The following is an 18,621-nucleotide window of genomic DNA, read 5'->3' as shown; positions in this document are numbered from 1 at the left end:
TTTCGGGAATATATAGGATATTGTAAGATTATAGATTATTATGTAGTAAGGTATAGTTCTTGAGGATTATATTCTCATTCTAAATAACTATATCCCATGGAGGAATATGCATGTCTAACGAACTAGACTTACGACAGTATATGGCAATCATAAAGAAGAGATTGGCGCTAATATTAGTATTTGTTTTCCTCTGTACAGCAGCTGCGGCCGTTATTAGCATGTTTTTTAAAGATCCGGTCTATGAGGCATCTACTAAAATAATCGTAAATCAAACGACGACACAAATGGCAACCGGTCAGCTTGATCTTAATCAAATCAACTCCAATATCAAAATGATCGATACGTACAAAGAGATTATTAAAACACCAGCTATATTGGATAAAGTGGCTGAGCAATATCCACAGCTTGGATTAACTGCAACTGAGCTCTCACGTAAAATCCAGGTTAGCTCTGTAAATAATACACAGGTCATGACATTAGTCGTGCAGGATGTGGATTATAAGCAAGCAGCACAGGTTGTGAATGCAGTGTCGAATGTTTTCCGCGAAGAAATCCAGCATATTTTTAAAGTGGAGAATGTATCGATTCTGAATGAAGCTGTAGTCGATGCGAAGCCAAGTCCGGTTTCACCGAACGTTCCTCTTAATGTCGCGATCGCGTTTATCGTATCTTTAATGATTGCTGTAGGTATTACATTCTTACTTGAGTATATGGATGACACGATTAAAACCGAAGCAGATGTGCTGCAGTTTTTGGGTCAGCCCACGCTTGCTATGATCTCAAGAATGAATACGGAGGATGCTAATTCTAGCCAAACCAGCAAAACAACTCAAACTTACAAGGCAGGTGAATTAGAGGGTGTCTCGATTGAAAAATAAGCGTCAGATCATTACGCTAACGAATCCTCGTTCTCCCATATCAGAATCCTATCGCGCTCTGAGGACGAACATAGAGTTCTCATCAATAGATGAGAAATTGCAGGTGCTAATGGTCTCTTCAGCAGGCCCTGGTGAGGGGAAGTCGACAACGATAACGAATCTGGCTGTCACTTTCGCGCAATCCGAGAAGAAAGTTGTTCTTATTGATGCCGATCTTCGTAAGCCTACTGCCCATCATACATTTTCTATCTCTAATCGTTATGGGTTGTCGTCCATTATTTCACAGCAGTGCTCGCTCGAGGAAGGAATACAAGTTACAGACATTCCTAATCTAGATGTGATTACATCAGGCGCCATACCGCCAAACCCGGCAGAGATGATGGGTTCAAAGCGGATGACGGCAACAATTGAGCAGCTTAGACAAATGTATGACATTGTGCTCATTGATACGCCACCGCTGCTTGCAGTAACGGATGCACAAATTGTAGCTACGAAAAGTGATGGCGTAATTCTTGTTGTTGATCAAGGGAAAGTAAAGCGGGATATTGCCAGCAAAGCTGTAAAAAACCTTGAGAGTGTAAATGCGCGAATTTTGGGAGTAGTGCTGAATAATGTGAAGCGTAAGGCAAATGAAGAGGCTTACTACTATTATTATGGTGTTCAAGAGAAATGAAAAAATACAAGTAGATGTCTTTTGGCGGAGGGATGAGTTAGTTGAGTAATAGAAATAGAATGCTGGTCATACTGGTGGTAGATATTTGTATTATATGGATAGCGATTGGGGTATCCTATCTCTTTCGTTTTAACGGAAACATCCCTCCCATCTACGTGAGACAAATGCTTGAATTCGCATGTTTAACCACCATTATTTGTGGCAGCAGCTTAGCTTTTTTTCGAATGTACAGACGAATGTGGCAATATGCCAGTATTGGTGAAATTATTGAGCTGGCCAAAGCCATAGTGATTGGACTTGTTTTATCGTACGGAGCAACTTATGCATTAAATGGGGAACGAGTCCCTATCTCCATTAGCTCTCGAACACTTGAACTCATGCTCCTATTAATGGGAGGCTCACGGTTCCTCTGGCGCTTAATCCGAGTAAATAGAACCAAAAAGACCGCTTTGACAAACAATGTACTTGTTGTTGGTGCTGGAGATTGTGGGGCGTTAATTGCAAAGGAAATCATGACAAGCAACAGCTTTTTAGGCAATCGTATAGTAGGGTTTATTGATGATGATCCACATAAACGCAATATGCAGGTAGTCGGTCTATCAGTTTTGGGAACTAGGGTGAACATTGAAGAGATAGTACATAAACATCACATCCATGACATTATTATCGCGATGCCTTCTGCAAAGCGAGTGCATATAACGGAAATTATTAATATTTGCAAGCTGACCGGAGCAAAGGTCAAGATTATCCCTTCTATTAATGATTTTATCAAAGGGCGTCTCGCGGTAAAGGCTTTACGCAATGTTGAAGTAGAAGATTTGTTAGGTAGAGAACCTGTTATGACAGATTTAGAGGGTATAGCCAATTATGTATCCGATAAAGTTGTTCTAGTAACAGGTGCTGGAGGATCGATTGGTTCAGAGCTATGCAGGCAGATTTCTTCATTTAGACCTAAAACCCTGCTTCTGCTTGGACACGGTGAGAACAGTATCTATACGATTGAAATGGAGCTGAAGACGAAGTTCCCTAATGTACATTTGGAAACGGTTATAGCGGACATTCAAGATCGAAGTCGTTTAGATGATGTATTCCGTAGGTTTAGGCCGCAAGTTGTATTTCATGCAGCAGCACATAAGCATGTGCCGCTTATGGAACGAAATCCATCGGAGGCAGTTAAGAACAATGTTTTCGGCACGAGAAACGTAGCTGATTGCGCGGATAAATATAAAGCGGAACGGTTCGTCATGATCTCCTCCGACAAAGCCGTTAATCCTTCCAGCATTATGGGAGCGACCAAGAGAATTGCAGAGATGTACATACAAAGTATTAATACAATAAGCGAGACCCAGTTCGTGGCAGTACGTTTCGGTAATGTACTAGGCAGCCGTGGAAGCGTTATTCCAAGGTTCAAGCAGCAAATTGCTGCAGGCGGTCCGGTTACTGTTACACATCCCGACATGGTCAGATATTTCATGACGATACCTGAAGCGGTTCAGCTCGTTATTCAGGCGGGATCATTTGCCAAAGGTGGAGAAATATTTGTTCTAGATATGGGAGAACCGGTTCGTATTCTTGATCTAGCGCAGGATCTCATTCGTTTATCAGGTTATGAACCGAATATTGATATCGAAATAAACTTTAGCGGTATGCGTGAAGGCGAGAAGCTGTTCGAGGAGCTGCTAACGGATGAAGAAGCAGTGTCATCCACACAACATGAGCGAATTTACATAGGCAAGCCAACACAAATCAATAGAGTAGAACTCGAGCTTCAATTCAAACGAATTGAGAAAGCTATTGGAGATAATCAAACGACAATTAAAGATGTTATCGAGCATCTTGTTCCTTTTTATTCACATGTATCTTAGCAGACAAACTAACATAACGGAGGAGATTGAACATGCGTAAGAAAAAGTGGAAGAAGATATTAATTTGGGTCGCATCAGTCATTGTCATACTAGGAGTAGGGGGCTTATTTGCAGCTAATTATGCTGTGGATAAGCTTATTTCTACGTTGGCTGCTGACCTTGAGGGTGATTTGTTGAATGAAGTGACAACTCCGGAGACGAAGACAGATGAGCAGGGGACGGATACAACGGGGAAGGATGATCCTTCTTCAACAGTTGATGATGATGAAATGACAGATAGTTCAAATGGAACTAAAGATAAGCCAACGACAGATAATACAAAGAATAATGGATCCAATGATTCAAACGTATCTAAAGAAGAAGATAAGCCTAAAGACGGTTATAGCGGTGAGGTTTCTATAGACAAAGCTAAAGATCTTCAGGAAAAAATAACGGTATCTGAAAAAGCGAAGGTATCATCCGTATTACTAAAAGAGCTTAGTATGTCTGATATTAAAGAGCTACAAGCTTTGGCGAGCGGTGGAATGAATCTAGAAGAAAAGAAAAAGGCACGGAGTATTATTCTCGATAAACTATCTGCTGAGCAATATGATGAGTTGATTCAGGTAGCTAAGAAGTATGGGATGAGTCAAGGCAAGTCTTATGATGAGGTTATAAAAGAAAAATAATTAAGAACTGATTTATAGACGCAGAATGATTATATAGGAGTGAAACTATTTGAAGGTTCGGAAAGCTATCATACCTGCAGCTGGTCTTGGTACAAGGTTTTTACCTGCGACTAAGGCTATGCCCAAAGAGATGTTGCCGATTGTGGATAAGCCTACTATTCAATATATTGTAGAAGAAGCGATAGAGTCTGGAATAGAAGACATAATCATTGTGACCGGTAAGGGAAAACGAGCGATTGAGGACCATTTTGATAACTCATTCGAATTAGAGCAGAATTTATTCGAAAAAGGGAAGTTTGAACTACTAAACGAAGTGCAGAAGTCATCAAAGATGGTGGATATACATTATATTCGTCAGAAAGAAGCGAGAGGATTAGGACATGCAATTTGGTGTGCTCGAAAATTTATAGGGAATGAACCATTCGCTGTGTTACTGGGCGATGATATAGTACAGGCAGTAAAGCCTTGTCTAAAACAGATGATCGAGCAATATGATCGTTATAAATCATCGATTATTGGAGTACAAAGTGTTTCTGAAGACGAGGTTTCTAGATATGGTATTGTTGATGGTAAGGAAATTAATAATCGTCTTTATAGCGTTAAAAGTCTAGTAGAGAAGCCTAACAAGGAAGAAGCTCCATCTAATATAGCAATAATGGGTCGTTATATTCTTAGTCCAAAGATATTTGAGATATTGGATGTACAAAAGCCAGGAGCTGGTGGTGAAATTCAGTTAACGGATGCCATCGCTGAATTAAATCGAATAGAAGCGGTTTATGCATATGACTTTGAAGGTGTCAGGTATGATGTTGGCGAAAAACTGGGCTTTATTAAAACTACATTGGAGTTTGCACTACAGCGACAAGATCTAAAAGAGCAGTTAATGGGATATCTAAGAGATCTCACCAGACATGAATTAATAATTGAGAAATAATTTTTGAGATGGTATTAGATTCACTTCTTCTATACATCTGTATTATTAATTTTTATAATTTATAAATTAAATAGATGTTTTTAAAAACAATGGTATGAACTAAATAATTATTCAGGAGAGTAAAACAATCGGATGATAAGTAAATCAAATTATTTAAAATTAAAAAGAATATTAGATGTAATAATATCACTTATTGGATTGTTAGTTTTATCACCAATTCTTTTGATAACAGCAATTTTAATAAAAGTAGAATCGAAGGGTCCAGCTATATTTAAACAAGAAAGATTAGGGCTAAATGGAAAAGTGTTTGAAATATACAAGTTTCGTTCCATGTGTATTGGTGCAGAAAAAAGCGGCGTATACTCTTCAAAGGGGGATACAAGAGTAACGAAAATTGGAAGGTTTATTAGGGCAACTAGCATTGATGAACTTCCACAATTAATAAATATAATCATAGGTGATATGTCAATTATAGGTCCGAGACCGACACTTACATATCATCCTTGGTCACTTGAAAAATATACCGATGAACAATTCCGTAGGTTCAGTGTTCGCCCAGGTGTTACTGGATGGGCACAGATTAATGGTAGAAAAGAAGTGCAATGGGATAAAAGAATTGAGTACGATGTGGAGTATGTTATTAACATCTCGTTTGCATTGGATTTAAAAATATTTTATAAAACAATCTATAAGGTATTAAGTATGCAAGATAACGTAAATACAGAGGTCACAACTAAGTAAGAGATTAATAAAAAACTAGCCCGTTATTATTTCAAGTATTTTGAAAGGTAAGGCCAAATAAAAATGGAAATGAGTTGAATTAATTTTGGCTTTAAAGTTGATGTATATAACAAACAAAGAGAAGATTGCTAGAGTAGCCGAAGAAAGCGGTGTAGACTGGGTATTTATCGATTTAGAGATAAATGGAAAGGAGGATCGACAAGGGCATCTGGACACAGTAATTTCTCGTCATAAAATAGAGGATATAAAGAGAATTAAGAATATGCTAACTAAAGCTGAACTTTTAGTTAGGGTTAATCCAATTTTTGAGGGCTCAGAGGTTGAAATTAATAGAGTTATAAATGATGGAGCCGATATTGTTATGCTTCCGTTTTTTAAAACAAAGCAAGAAGTCATGAAGTTTATAAAGTTTGTGAATGGGAGGGCTAAGACTTGTTTGTTGTTCGAGACACCTGAAGCGGTTGAAAGAATCGATGAAATTTTAAACGTAAAGGGTATTGATTTAGCGCACATTGGACTTAATGATTTACATCTAGGATATGGGATGAAGTTCATGTTTGAACTTGTAACGGATGGTACAGTGGATATGCTTTGTAAAAAGTTTAAAACAAAAGGTATTCAATATGGCTTTGGTGGAATTGCCCGACTTGGTCAAGGTTTGCTTCCAGGAGAATATGTAATTGCAGAACATTATAGAGTAGGGTCTAGTATGGCTATACTTTCTAGAAGTTTCTGCTATACCGATGGTAGTGAAAGTGTTGATGAAATTAGAAAGGTATTTGAAGAAGGCATTAATGAAATTAGGCAATTTGAAAATAAACTAATGTATGAGTCAAATACCTTTTTTGTAAATAATAATATCAAAGTTAAAGAAATAGTGCTTAACATGGGAAACAATATAGTGGCAGTATAACAAGAGATATAAAGCAGGGGGCTTAGAATGTTCGTTTTTATTACAGTTCTTAAAGCGATGGCTGCAATTATGATAACAAATTCACATTATACAGGGGTATATCCAACAGATTTAATTGCGAATGGAGGCTTGCTTGGAGATGTGATTTTCTTTGCGGTTTCCGGTTATTGCTTGGTAAATATTAAGCAGACATTCCTAAGATGGTATAGTAAACGTATTATTAGGATTTTTCCAATTGTTTGGATAATTACAACACTTTATATTGCATTAGGCTTCTATAGTTTAGACAATTGGTCTCTAGCTGATTATTACTTATACCCAACATATTATCATTTTGTTGCCTCAATCATCGTGTTATATGTAGCTTTTTATATAGTAATGAAAATAAGAATATTGGAAGAAAATATACCAAAAATAATGTTAGCGTTGTTTATTATTGAAATTTTATTATTTATATTTATTTATGATAAAACTTCATATCATATTGATAATGTGCGAGAGCCATTTATACGTTTCTTGTTTTTTCAGTCTATGCTTTTAGGGGCATATTTCCGGAAAAATATTCAAATATATGTAAATAAAAATAACTTGTTAAATTGGCTAGCATTAGTAGTGATATGTATTCTGTATTTTTCATCGAAACTCGTTTTTGTGAAAATTAGTAGTTTAAGTTCATATCAAATATTAAACCAAATTGTGTTAGTGGTTTTACTATATTACGTATTAAGATGTTTTGCTGGTATCGAAGATAAATTAAATTCCCTTCCTCCTAAGTTTAATACTATTATAAGTTTTTTAGCCAAAATTACACTTGAGATTTACGTAGTCCAATATGTGATAATACCGAAACTAACATTTCTGCCGTTTCCACTTAATTGGGTATTAATAACATTCACTATTCTTTTAGTAGCTTTTATTTTACATGTTATTTCGAGAAAGATAATAGAAATAATAGAAAAAATTATAAGTAAATACTTTCCAGAGAAAATAACAAGGAGTAGCCAATGAATCTTTTGCTTACAGGGGCATATCAATATACAGATTCACAAATAAACCAATTAATATCTTTAGGGTGTAAGGTTGTATTAGTTCAGGATGAGAGATTATCAATTAATAAAAACGCTTTGAATATTGAACTTTCAGATATAAACATTATAGTCTGTAATGGTTTGTTCATGAACAACGACATAGCTCAATTCAATGGACTGAAATTCATACAACTAACAAGTGCTGGGCTTGATAAGATTCCACTCAATTACATTGAAAATCATGATATACAACTTGCTAATGCTAAAGGTATTTATAGTATCCCAATGGCTGAATGGGTAATTGTCAAAATACTTGAAATATATAAAAACACACGGTATTTCGAAGAAGCTCAAAGGCGATCTGAGTGGATGAAAAATAGAAATCTGCTTGAACTAAATGGAAAGATAGTAGGTATTATTGGAACAGGCAGTGTAGGTATTGAAGTGGCAAAACGCCTTAAGGTATTTGGATGTAACGTAATGGGTTTTGATAATAGTGGCAATAAAAAGGAATATTTTGATGAATGTAAAACGGTTAATGAATTGAATTTGCATGTAGGTCAATGCGACATTGTTGTCCTAACATTACCATTAACAGACAAGTCTAAACATATAATAAATTACGAGATGTTAAATTCAATGAAAGACGATGCTGTATTAGTAAATGTATCTCGAGGTGGAATTATTAATGAAGAAGATTTAATAGCTCATCTTGAAAAGGGGAAATTAAGAGGAGTAGCTCTTGATGTTTTTGAGATGGAACCACTTGAAAAACAGAGTATACTTTGGGATATTCCTCGAGTTTTAATAACACCGCATAATTCGTTTATATCTGATAATACGCCTATTAGAATGTTTGAATTGATTTACAGAAATATAAAGGCATTTAAAGAAAACATGCCATTACTAAATGAGTTGAAAAGTAAAAAAAATGTTTAAAGCTACCTTATTAATAGAGCAATAGCGCAGAATGTATATTGACATTTTAGGAAACCATATCGATTGAATATTAAGAAAATTATTATAGAAATATGGTGATAGGAATTAATGAAGGATATATTATTAGTAACTAATTATTGTCAATTCCCTGGTGAATCCGGAAATAGTAGGTATACTTATCTTGCTGAAAAACTTGTCGAGGCGGGCTTTAAAGTAGAGATAATCGCTTCAACTTTTTATCATAAAACAAAAAAACAACGTACCTTTGATGGCGATAGTATTAAAGGCGTGGGATATAAGGCAACATTAATATATGAACCGGGATACTCTAAAAATGTTAGTTTGAAAAGAATACATAGTAATAAAGTTATTGCAGGAAATATAATAAAGTATTTGAAAAAACGCAAAAAGCCAGATTTAATATACTGCCCATTTCCACCAATTTCAATTGGAAATAAAGTAGCGAAATTCTCTGCTAATAATAAAATACCTTTTGTAATCGATATACAAGATTTATGGCCTGAAGCATTTAAAATGGTGTTTAAATTACCACTGATTAGTGATTTATTGTTTAAGCCGATGGAAATGTCAGCGAATAAGGTTTTCAAGAATGCTAATGCTGTTGTTGCTGTTTCTGAAACATATGTTAACAGAGCCCTATCTGTAAATAAATCATTAGAATGTGGGCTAAGTGTATTCTTAGGTACAGATTTAGTGAGATTTGATTCTTATTCAAAACAACAAAAAGGACTCTTTAAACCGAAAAACGAAATCTGGATTGTATACATTGGTACTCTTGGAAATAGCTATGATATAAATACGGTATCGGAAGCATTAAAGATTTTAAAAGAGCGAGACATTTATAATATTAAATTTATAGTAATTGGTGATGGGCCAAAGCGAACTTTTTTTGAAAAATATGCAAATGAACTTGATATATCTTATGAGTTTACAGGAATGATGTTGTATGAGGATATGGTCCGTAAACTAATTTTATGTGATATAGGAGTCAATCCAATAATTAAAGGTACTGCTTCTAGTATAATTAATAAAGTAGGCGATTATGCAGCCGCAGGTATTCCTGTTGTAAACACTCAAGAAAGTCTAGAATATCGTAATTATATTGAAAGTCTAAAAATTGGCTTAAACTGTGAATGCGAAAATTCACTGGATGTAGCAAATAAATTAGAGGAGCTAATTAATAATAAAGATTTAAGAAAAGAAATGGGTCTGAATAACAGATTATTCGCTGAAAGTAAGTTTGATAGAAGTAAGACATATGCTGAAATTGTAAATCTGATTAAAAGCTTGGTAGATGATAATTGAGATTTGGAGTGACGTTATGAAACTAGTCTTTAGGATAAAAACTAAATTATTTAGGATGATATCGGAGCCTTTTTTTCGGAAAAAGAGAGAGCTAAGTTTCAGAAGCCGATTAAAAAATGATAATTTCACCATTATATCCAGCAATTGCATAGGAGGGATAATGTATAGCTCATTAGGGAAAAAGTTTTTATCTCCTACAATAAATTTAAGTATGGATTCAGAAAGCTTCATAAGTTTTCTTGAAAATATGGAACACTATCTTAATTCAAAACTTGAGTTTTTAGAAATAGCAGATGGTGAAGAGTATGACTTTGGTCAAATTAAAGGTTACCCAATAGGTAAGATTGATGATATAAAAATTCATTTTGTACATTATAAAAGTTTTGAAGATGCTGAAATCAAGTGGAATGAGAGGAAAAAGCGCATAAATTTTGAAAATATGTTTGTAGTGATGTCAGATAAGGATAATTGTACAGATGAGATAATTGATAGATATTCTAAGATAAACTATCCAAAAGTATTTTACACTCATCGTCCAGTCCTTAAGTATGATTTTATGTGTTATGTTCCTGGTTTTGAAAAAGAAAATGAAGTTGGCGTAATAACAAGATATAGCGATTTTAGTGGGAACAGATATTTTGAGAAATACTTCGATTTTGTTAATTGGATAAATACAGGAGTTAATAAATGAAAGGTTTAGATACTAAAATGAAATTACAAGTTTTGGTCTCAACAATGCATCAAAATGATTTTTCAATTATCGATAAAATGAATCTTAAGTCAAATACAATAATAATAAATCAATGTAGCAGGAATGAATATAGTGAGTATGAAGACGAGAACATGCAAGTGAAAATGTATTCATTTAATGAACGAGGTATCGGTCTCAGCAGAAACAATGCATTAATGAGATCAAATGCAGACATATGCTTATTGGCTGATGATGATGTAATTTATAATGATGGATATGGAACATTAATAATTGAAGCTTTTGAAAATAATCCAAACGCAGATATCATAATGTTTAATGTGCCATCCCTTAACATGAATAGGGTTGGAAGTTTGAATAATAAAAAAGAACATCGAGTTAATTATACAAACTTTATGAGATATGGAGCCGTCAGAATTGCATTTAGAAGAGAAAGCGTTATTAAAGCTAATGTATATTTTTCTCTACTTTTTGGTGGAGGAGCAAAATATAGTAGTGGAGAAGATACACTGTTTATAAACGACTGTTTAAAGAAAGGCTTAAAAATATATACGAGTGCTTCTCAAATAGGGATTGTTAAACAAGAGTCATCTACTTGGTTTAATGGTTATAATAAAAAGTACTTTTTTGATAAAGGCGTTTTTTTTAAGCTTTTATCAAATAAATGGAGTATATTTTTAATTATACAATTTGCTATTAGAAAATATTCATTATATAAAAATGATACAGGATTGAAAGAAGCTATTAAGTATATGCTTGATGGAAGAAGAAGTATTATTACGAAAGCCGATTGAGTAAATTTAGGTTTTAATGCTTTTTTTGGAGGTTGAATGTAATAGACATAAAAATATCAGTTATTGTTCCAGTGTACAATGTAGAAAATGATTTGCAGCGCTGTGTTGAAAGTATACTAAATCAGTCCTTAAATGGTATTGAGATTATATTAATAAATGATGGTAGCACGGATAAGTGCCCTCAAATGTGTGATGAGTATGCACGAATAGATCCAAGAGTTAAAGTTGTTCACAAAACAAATGGTGGACTTTCAGATGCACGAAATTATGGACTGAAGGAGTCGAGAGGAGAATATATTCTATTTATAGACTCAGACGACTATGTAAATAAAGAGGCATGTGTGACATTGTATTCATCGGCCATTGAAAAGGATCTGGATATTGTTATAGGAGACGCGATCAGAATAGAAGGTAGTTCAATCTCTTATCTAGAGCACAATGATATCTCATTAGATAGAGTTATGACAGGAAAAGAATTTTTAAAGCAACAATTATTAAGAAATAGTATGCATATGGCTACTTGGTTGAACTTATATAAACGTAACTTTCTTATAGATAATTATTTATTTTTCAAAAAAGGTATATATCATGAGGATGAACAATGGACTCCTAGAGTGTTTATAAAAGCCTCAAGAGTAATGTATTTAAATTTCAAATTTTATAACTATATTATAAGAGAAGGCTCCATAACTACAAAAAAAGATTTATCGAAAAATGGAATTGATTTGATCAATACTTGTAATGAATTGGATGATATTTATCGTCAATTAGATGACAAACAATTAAGAATTTTATTAAATGATAATTTAGGTAAGTTGTTTTTGCATGCAATCCATCATGGGAATTTATATAGTAAAGAGTATTCTAAGTTATATAAAAAAAGATTTTTATTTGGAAAATCAAAGACCGTTAAAAATAAAATTAAATCTTTTATATTTATTGTTAATAAAAATGCATATAGGTTTATGAATGATATTTTAAAATAAATTTATGTATTTTAAAAAAGTATCTCAATTAAGGATTATTATAAATGATATGGTTTGTAAAAGACTGTTAGGAGAGAATAGATTTTGAATTTTATAGTTTCTTTTCCTTATTCCGCAATTTTTTATAGTGGTATTTTGTTTTTTTGTGTGATCTTTTCTCTCTTGGCTCAGTTCTCCAATAGAAAATTATTTGCAAGATATATGATTATGTTTGTTGTTTTGACCTTGTCTATAGTAGCTGGTCTAAGAGGCTCGATGGTTGGAAAAGATACGTGGGCGTATCTTCAAATAATCGAGAGCACAAGTATATCGTATTCGGGTGAATTATTTTATCAATATACGGAGCAAGGATTTCAGATATTGATTAGGTTACTTATGTTTGTTTTAAATGAACCACACTATGTACTTTTTAGCATTGCACTATTAACTAACAGTTTGATAATTAGTACGTGTTGGATTTTTCGGGAGAGAATGAACTTTGCTCTTTCAGTTTTTTGTTATATTACAATGTTTTATTTTGAGACATATAATATTTCAAGGCAATGGTTAGCTATTGCTATAATCTTCTTTGCCTTTAGGTACTTAATTAGATCGAAGTATGGTGTATTTATTGCATTTATTATTATTGCTTTTAGTATCCATAATTCCGCTATAATCTGTTTATTATTCATACCGATTCATATGTTTTTTATGAAGAAGTTACCAATTATTTATGCTTTGATAATTATTTTATCTCTAATATTTTCAGGTAAAATATTAAATATAACTGGTATCTCCTCCACTATTGAGAACTATGGATACTATATTAATGAAATAGGTTCAACCAATGGGAATTTTGGTCTATTATTTTTAGCAAGGTTGGGAATATTTTTGTTTGCAATTTTTCTTTATTTGAAGAATGAATATAAATATGAAGACAATATTTTTCAAAAACAAATTATAGCTGTAAGCTTTTTGGGATTATTAATGTCAATTTTGGGATATATGTATATGTTCGCCGGACGAATAGCAACGTATGCAACTGTTTTTCAAATTCTATTATTTGCGATGATAAGTAGAACTAAAACATTTTCATTTATTAGTATATTAATGATCATAATTTTAGGTATATACTTATTTTATGGTGGATTGAATAATTCCTCACAAGGGCAGATGCCATATAAATTTTTTCAATATTAAATTCTAATTTACAATGCAAGAATTATTGCAGCTTTCATTGGTTTATAGTTGTTCAGACTAGGTGAATTGGTACGAAAGTGCTATGTGAAAAAAATAGAGTTGCATAGACTCTGGCTTTATTTTTTTCTAAATAAGTACAATCTCTAATCAATGCTACATTTTTTGGGGGAATACGGATTTCAGTAATTTGTCTATATAAAAGTGAAGTGACATGCTCACAGTTTAAGGGATAATCCAATAAAATATTTGAATAAACTCTATCAGGAGGCCAATATGTGTGCATCAACAGAGATGAAAATTCCAAAAGTAATACATTATTGTTGGTTTGGTAATAATCCATTACCAGAACTCGCAATAAAGTGTATAAACAGTTGGAAAACTTATATGCCAGACTATGAGATAATTAGGTGGGACGAAAATAATTTTAATGTGAACTCTAATCTATATGTTATGCAAGCATATGAAAGTAAAAAATTCGCTTTTGTTTCTGATTATGTTAGATTATATGCTTTATATAACTATGGAGGTATCTATTTAGATACTGATGTCGAAGTAATAAAGCCTTTAGACCAATTCTTAAATAATGAAGCGTTTTCAGGATTCGAAGATCATCAAAGTATAACAACAGGTGTTATTGGTTCGACAAAAGGCAATGAAATAATTAATATTTTTTTAGACTATTATAGTCAAAGGGGATTTGTAAGGCAAGATGGAAGTTTGGATACTACTACAAATGTCAAGATAATTACAGATATATGTTTGAAATATGGATTTATTAAAGATAATAATTATCAGATTGTGAATGGTTACACAATTTATCCGAAAACTGTTTTTTGCCCACTTAATTGGAATAGTAATGATACAGATATCTCTAACGAAACGCACACAATTCATTATTTCGCGGGTTCATGGCACAGTGAAAAAGAAAAAAATAGAAAAAAAAGTATTATTTGGAAACTATTTGGTAAACAAATAGCATTAATAGTTAATGTTATTAAGTTTGCAATAGGGGATACTGCATATAGGAAACTTAAACGTCGGTTTTTCTAATAAGTATGCTGGTGTCATTTTAGGAAGGATTATATTATGCGAACGAAAAAAGCAATACTTAATACATTTGCATCTTTCATATTGCAAATTGTTACGTTTATTATTGGATTAATTATTCCTGTATTAATAATTGATACATATGGTTCTTCGCTAAATGGACTTAGAGCATCTATTGCCCAATTCATTGGATATTTATATATTATTGAAATGGGGTTGGGTGGGGCACTTACATTTGCGCTGTACCAGCCTATTGTGGAAAATAATATTTTAAAGATAAATAGTATATTATCAGCTGCGAAAAAGTCTTATTATGAAACAGGAGTATATTTTTCTGTTTTAGTTGTTTCAATGATGATAATATATCCATTATTTGTTGTGAGTGATGATATAAATCGATATGAAGTAATGTTGCTGATTTTAGCACTTGGCGTTCCTAATGTTATTAATTTATTTACGATTTCTAAGTATAATGTGCTTATTACAGCATCGCAATATAATTATGTTATTTCGTTTACTCGAATAATTTATTTATGTATTAACACAGTTATCATTCTTGTTTTAGTAAAACTAAACTTAAATATTTCATTAGTATACTTATTTTCAACAGTAGCTAGCTTGTTCCAAATGTTAATTATTAAACTTTATACAAAATCTAAATATAAATATATTGATCTTAATGTAAAGCCGGATAATTCTGCAATCTCTAAAAGATATGATGTATTACTTCATCAAATCTCTGCTATGGTGGTATTTGGATCTCCTGTAATTTTACTCACACTAATTTGTACATTGGAAGATGTTAGTGTCTACTCAATATACTCGATGATATTTTGGGGCATTAATATGATAGTAGGTGTATTTAATAGTGGGTTTACAGCAGGTTTCGGGCAGATAATTGCTCAAAAAGATCACATCAAATTAAAAAAAACGTATTCTCAGTATGAATTCGCATTTTACAATATTATAACTTTTGTATATTCTTGTGTATTAATCTTGGGCATTCCTTTCATAGAAATCTATACTAAGAATATTACTGATGTAAACTACGTCGATCCATTAATCTTATATTTATTTATAATTATTGGAATTCTAAATAATTGGAAGTTACCTCAGAGTACTATTATTAATGCAGCTGGTCATTATAAGGAAACAAGGAATAGGGCAATATTAGAAGCTGTTATTACACTTGTGGCATCTACTATCTTAGTAATCTACTTTGGATTAATTGGTGCTCTTATTGGTAGTATAATAGGCTTAGTATATAGATCTATAGATTTATTTTATATAAAGAGAATTACAGATATTGGGTTTAAAAATACATTCATAAGAATATTAAGAATATTTGTAATTGGCGGTTTTGCAGTTGCTCCTTTTCTTATTTGGATCCCGTTAAATCCACATAATTTAATGGAGTGGTTCCTAGCTGCGATTATAGTATCAATATGGGTTGGTGTGGTTGTATTAGTTTTTGGTTTTGTATTTGAAAGAAATACTATGAAAGTTACAATAACAAAGCTATATAGGGGAATAACATCAATAATAGAAAGAGATAAAAGAGGTAATAGCGGAAACTGATGAGACTAAGAAAAATACGAATTTTGCACAGCAAGAACTAATTAGCCTTAGATAGTGTAGATTAGTGTATCATATACATTTCCCAACAATTTTGTTACCATACCATTAAACAAAACAACCGCATAACCACACGATAAAGGCAAAACCATTGAAAAGTGGTGACGCAAAGCTACAGGGGCTTATCTTTTAAAAGACTGCCAGCCAGCTACCGAATATCGTGCCTCCCGCGTGGTTTATGTGGAAACATGGAGGTTATTATTATGTTCATGCGCGCAAACGTTGTACGTGAATGGCATCAGCTCTGTATGGGATTCAATGAATTGCTGTGGGAAGATTGCTTAGATGAGAAAAAGCGCATGGAGATTTATTTGAGGATTGTTTATCACAAAAATAAACTAGCAGCTGTCTCATGAACTAGCACGTAGGGCGTCGTTAACAGATCTGAAAACGCTATATCCGCAAGCTGACGCCCCGTCACTATGAAGCGTCAGCTTTTTTATTTTAAAATCTAAGAAGGAGATTCATATGCAATCATTGCTTCTTTAGTGGCTCATATGAAACCAAAACAATGAAAAAAACGAACAAAACACTAATGATTATTGCAGGTGCTCTCGTTGTTATCGGTATTGTCATTTATGGAAGCATGAGTCTCTATTCGAAGTTAAATCAGGTAGATGAACTGAATGGGCGTATTGAAGAAGCTGCAGATAGTAATACAGGACAAGACTCGCCGAATATTACGGAGCAGCCAGATGAACAACCTTCTAATCAGACAGGTCAGACTTCAGAACCTGATGCTACTCCATCACAAGAGCCTGATCTAGTTCCAACGACGCAGCCAGATGAAGTCCTAAAACCTAGTCCGAGCGCAACTTTGCCGCCAGATGAAGCGTCTAATAATGTAGACAAGGGACAAAAGCCGGATAAGGGATCTACAAACTCCGAAAATAAGTCCCAGAAGAAAAAAGAGATTGATGCATCGGTTACAGCAAAGCTGGAAAAACTGAAATCTTCGTGTCAAGCAACCAGCAATAGCTTGGTTAAGCAGATAGCGAAAGAGCTTAGCGGGGATGAAGAAGCCACGCTTGCTACTATTCAAAGTAAATACCTGAATAAGGTATTTTCTGCGGAAGCCGATTGTGATGCCAGGTTCAATCAATTAATAAGCAATGCCAAGAGCGAGTATAAAGCAGCCGATCTAGGTGAGCAAAGCTTTCCGGATTGGAGCGCGCAATACGAGAGTGCGAAGGCTGGTGCTAGAGCCAATGCGCTTGCAGTAATTGCAAGCTCGCTAAACAAGTAAGCTTTACTATTCTGAGGAGGCTCTATGAAAAAGTCACGTATTCTATCTATTTTTCTGGTTGTAATGATGTTGTCATCCGTACTTGCAACGGCTGCATCCGCAGCAACCGAAACGATTAAGACAAAGACACAGCCCATTAAGCTGCAATTTGATGGACAAGCGCTTAAACTGCCCGATGGACAATATTCATTTATTCATCAAGGAAGTACATACGTACCGATTCGTTATATTTCTTACGCGCTGCTAAAAACAGTGAATTGGGATGGGGCTAAAGCAACGATCTCCGAGCCAACAGAGAAAGAGCTTGCTGCGCTGAAGAAACAATTGCAGAGTGCCGCTACGGGCAGCCAGAAGCCGCAAACGAGCGTTACAATTGCGATACAGCCAGTTAATGCAACTCTTGTGTTTAATGGAAAGACGAAGGCATTGCCGGCTGGTCAATCCCTCTACGCCTATAAAGGCTCGATCTATGTGCCCATTCGTTTCTTGTCAGAATCAGTAGGCACGCAGATTAGCTACGATCCGGTGACGAAAACAGTTAGCGGTGAGTCAGCGGCATATCGAGCTGAGCAAGGTGGCGGCGGAGTCGTTCTTCCAGGCACGGGTGGTGGAACTGGAGGCTCAGGTGGTACAGGCGGTACGGGTAATGCCGGCGGTGGTGGCGTACCAGTTAAACCGACTTATGAGCAAATTACGGCAGAAGCAGAGAACAAGCTCGCTGCGCTGAAAGAAAGCTGCAAGGTAACTCTAATGGATATTGGACTGCAGTATGTAGCGGCAACGGATAAGACGGTTCAAGCTCAGCTTAAAGCTAAAGGACTTCAAGAAGTAGACAATTGCTCTGCAAAATTTGAAGTTATCATGACCGATACGAAAGCTAAGCTGACGACGAATGGGTATAGCACAGACGTTCTTGCTTCTTACAGAGAAGCTTTTAACAAAGAGCTTGAAGCAGGAAGAGCTATTGCAGAAGGTTTGATGTAGTATTGCTTCTATACATATAGTTTTAATTAGCCTAAAAGAACAGAAAAGAGGCAGTAGTGAAGTCTAATTGACTTCT

Annotated in this window: 18 protein-coding genes and 1 riboswitch; all 18 genes read left to right on the top strand. The window is 34.1% G+C overall.

What is annotated here, in order from left to right:
- Positions 1 to 110 precede the first annotated feature (110 nt).
- Positions 111 to 878, top strand: coding sequence for a YveK family protein (locus BK120_RS15880; RefSeq protein ID WP_076268470.1), 768 nt, complete (start codon positions 111 to 113; stop codon positions 876 to 878).
- Positions 859 to 1,551: a CpsD/CapB family tyrosine-protein kinase gene (locus BK120_RS15875; protein WP_076268469.1), complete on the top strand. Its 693-nt coding sequence runs from the start codon at positions 859 to 861 to the stop codon at positions 1,549 to 1,551. Before BK120_RS15880 ends, BK120_RS15875 begins: the two co-directional genes overlap by 20 nt.
- A gap of 41 nt (positions 1,552 to 1,592) precedes the next feature.
- A complete protein-coding gene (locus BK120_RS15870) occupies positions 1,593 to 3,416 on the top strand; it encodes a polysaccharide biosynthesis protein (protein WP_076268468.1) in 1,824 nt (607 codons plus the stop codon).
- A gap of 32 nt (positions 3,417 to 3,448) precedes the next feature.
- On the top strand, positions 3,449 to 4,084 hold the full coding sequence (locus BK120_RS15865) for a TraB/GumN family protein (protein WP_076268467.1): 636 nt from the start codon (positions 3,449 to 3,451) through the stop codon (positions 4,082 to 4,084).
- A 49-nt stretch (positions 4,085 to 4,133) separates the two neighbouring features.
- Entirely contained in the window at positions 4,134 to 5,018 is an 885-nt protein-coding gene (gene galU / locus BK120_RS15860; protein ID WP_076268466.1) for a UTP--glucose-1-phosphate uridylyltransferase GalU, read from the top strand.
- Positions 5,019 to 5,150: 132 nt separating this feature from the next.
- Entirely contained in the window at positions 5,151 to 5,759 is a 609-nt protein-coding gene (locus tag BK120_RS15855) for a sugar transferase (RefSeq protein ID WP_076268465.1), read from the top strand.
- Positions 5,760 to 5,844: 85 nt separating this feature from the next.
- The gene (locus BK120_RS15850; protein WP_076268464.1) at positions 5,845 to 6,672 is read left to right on the top strand and encodes an aldolase/citrate lyase family protein; all 828 of its coding nucleotides are present in this window, start codon (positions 5,845 to 5,847) and stop codon (positions 6,670 to 6,672) included.
- Between the two features lie 27 nt (positions 6,673 to 6,699).
- Positions 6,700 to 7,680: an acyltransferase family protein gene (locus tag BK120_RS15845; RefSeq protein WP_076268463.1), complete on the top strand. Its 981-nt coding sequence runs from the start codon at positions 6,700 to 6,702 to the stop codon at positions 7,678 to 7,680.
- Entirely contained in the window at positions 7,677 to 8,639 is a 963-nt protein-coding gene (locus BK120_RS15840) for an NAD(P)-dependent oxidoreductase (protein ID WP_076268462.1), read from the top strand. The genes BK120_RS15845 and BK120_RS15840 overlap by 4 nt, the downstream gene beginning before the upstream one ends.
- Positions 8,640 to 8,747: 108 nt before the next feature.
- Positions 8,748 to 9,965: a glycosyltransferase family 4 protein gene (locus BK120_RS15835; protein WP_076268461.1), complete on the top strand. Its 1,218-nt coding sequence runs from the start codon at positions 8,748 to 8,750 to the stop codon at positions 9,963 to 9,965.
- A complete protein-coding gene (locus BK120_RS15830; RefSeq protein WP_083682045.1) occupies positions 9,955 to 10,656 on the top strand; it encodes a DUF1919 domain-containing protein in 702 nt (233 codons plus the stop codon). Before BK120_RS15835 ends, BK120_RS15830 begins: the two co-directional genes overlap by 11 nt.
- Positions 10,653 to 11,468 (top strand): glycosyltransferase family A protein, encoded by an 816-nt coding sequence (locus BK120_RS15825; RefSeq protein ID WP_083682043.1) that lies wholly within the window; start codon positions 10,653 to 10,655, stop codon positions 11,466 to 11,468. Before BK120_RS15830 ends, BK120_RS15825 begins: the two co-directional genes overlap by 4 nt.
- A gap of 32 nt (positions 11,469 to 11,500) precedes the next feature.
- Complete coding sequence (locus tag BK120_RS15820) at positions 11,501 to 12,454, top strand: glycosyltransferase (RefSeq protein WP_076268459.1); 954 nt, start codon at positions 11,501 to 11,503, stop codon at positions 12,452 to 12,454.
- Between the two features lie 84 nt (positions 12,455 to 12,538).
- The gene (locus BK120_RS15815) at positions 12,539 to 13,633 is read left to right on the top strand and encodes an EpsG family protein (protein ID WP_076268458.1); all 1,095 of its coding nucleotides are present in this window, start codon (positions 12,539 to 12,541) and stop codon (positions 13,631 to 13,633) included.
- A gap of 246 nt (positions 13,634 to 13,879) precedes the next feature.
- Complete coding sequence (locus tag BK120_RS15810) at positions 13,880 to 14,683, top strand: glycosyltransferase family 32 protein (RefSeq protein ID WP_256710912.1); 804 nt, start codon at positions 13,880 to 13,882, stop codon at positions 14,681 to 14,683.
- Between the two features lie 36 nt (positions 14,684 to 14,719).
- The gene (locus BK120_RS15805) at positions 14,720 to 16,258 is read left to right on the top strand and encodes a lipopolysaccharide biosynthesis protein (protein ID WP_076268456.1); all 1,539 of its coding nucleotides are present in this window, start codon (positions 14,720 to 14,722) and stop codon (positions 16,256 to 16,258) included.
- Positions 16,259 to 16,386: 128 nt separating this feature from the next.
- Positions 16,387 to 16,471: riboswitch (cyclic di-GMP riboswitch) on the top strand.
- A 355-nt stretch (positions 16,472 to 16,826) separates the two neighbouring features.
- On the top strand, positions 16,827 to 17,561 hold the full coding sequence (locus tag BK120_RS15800; protein WP_076268455.1) for a hypothetical protein: 735 nt from the start codon (positions 16,827 to 16,829) through the stop codon (positions 17,559 to 17,561).
- Positions 17,562 to 17,585: 24 nt separating this feature from the next.
- On the top strand, positions 17,586 to 18,545 hold the full coding sequence (locus BK120_RS15795) for a copper amine oxidase N-terminal domain-containing protein (protein ID WP_076268454.1): 960 nt from the start codon (positions 17,586 to 17,588) through the stop codon (positions 18,543 to 18,545).
- Positions 18,546 to 18,621 lie beyond the last annotated feature (76 nt).

This window comes from Paenibacillus sp. FSL A5-0031, from assembly GCF_001956295.1.
In the GTDB taxonomy this organism is placed as follows: Bacteria; Bacillota; Bacilli; order Paenibacillales; family Paenibacillaceae; genus Pristimantibacillus.
This window is presented reverse-complemented; position numbering and strand designations above follow the sequence as displayed.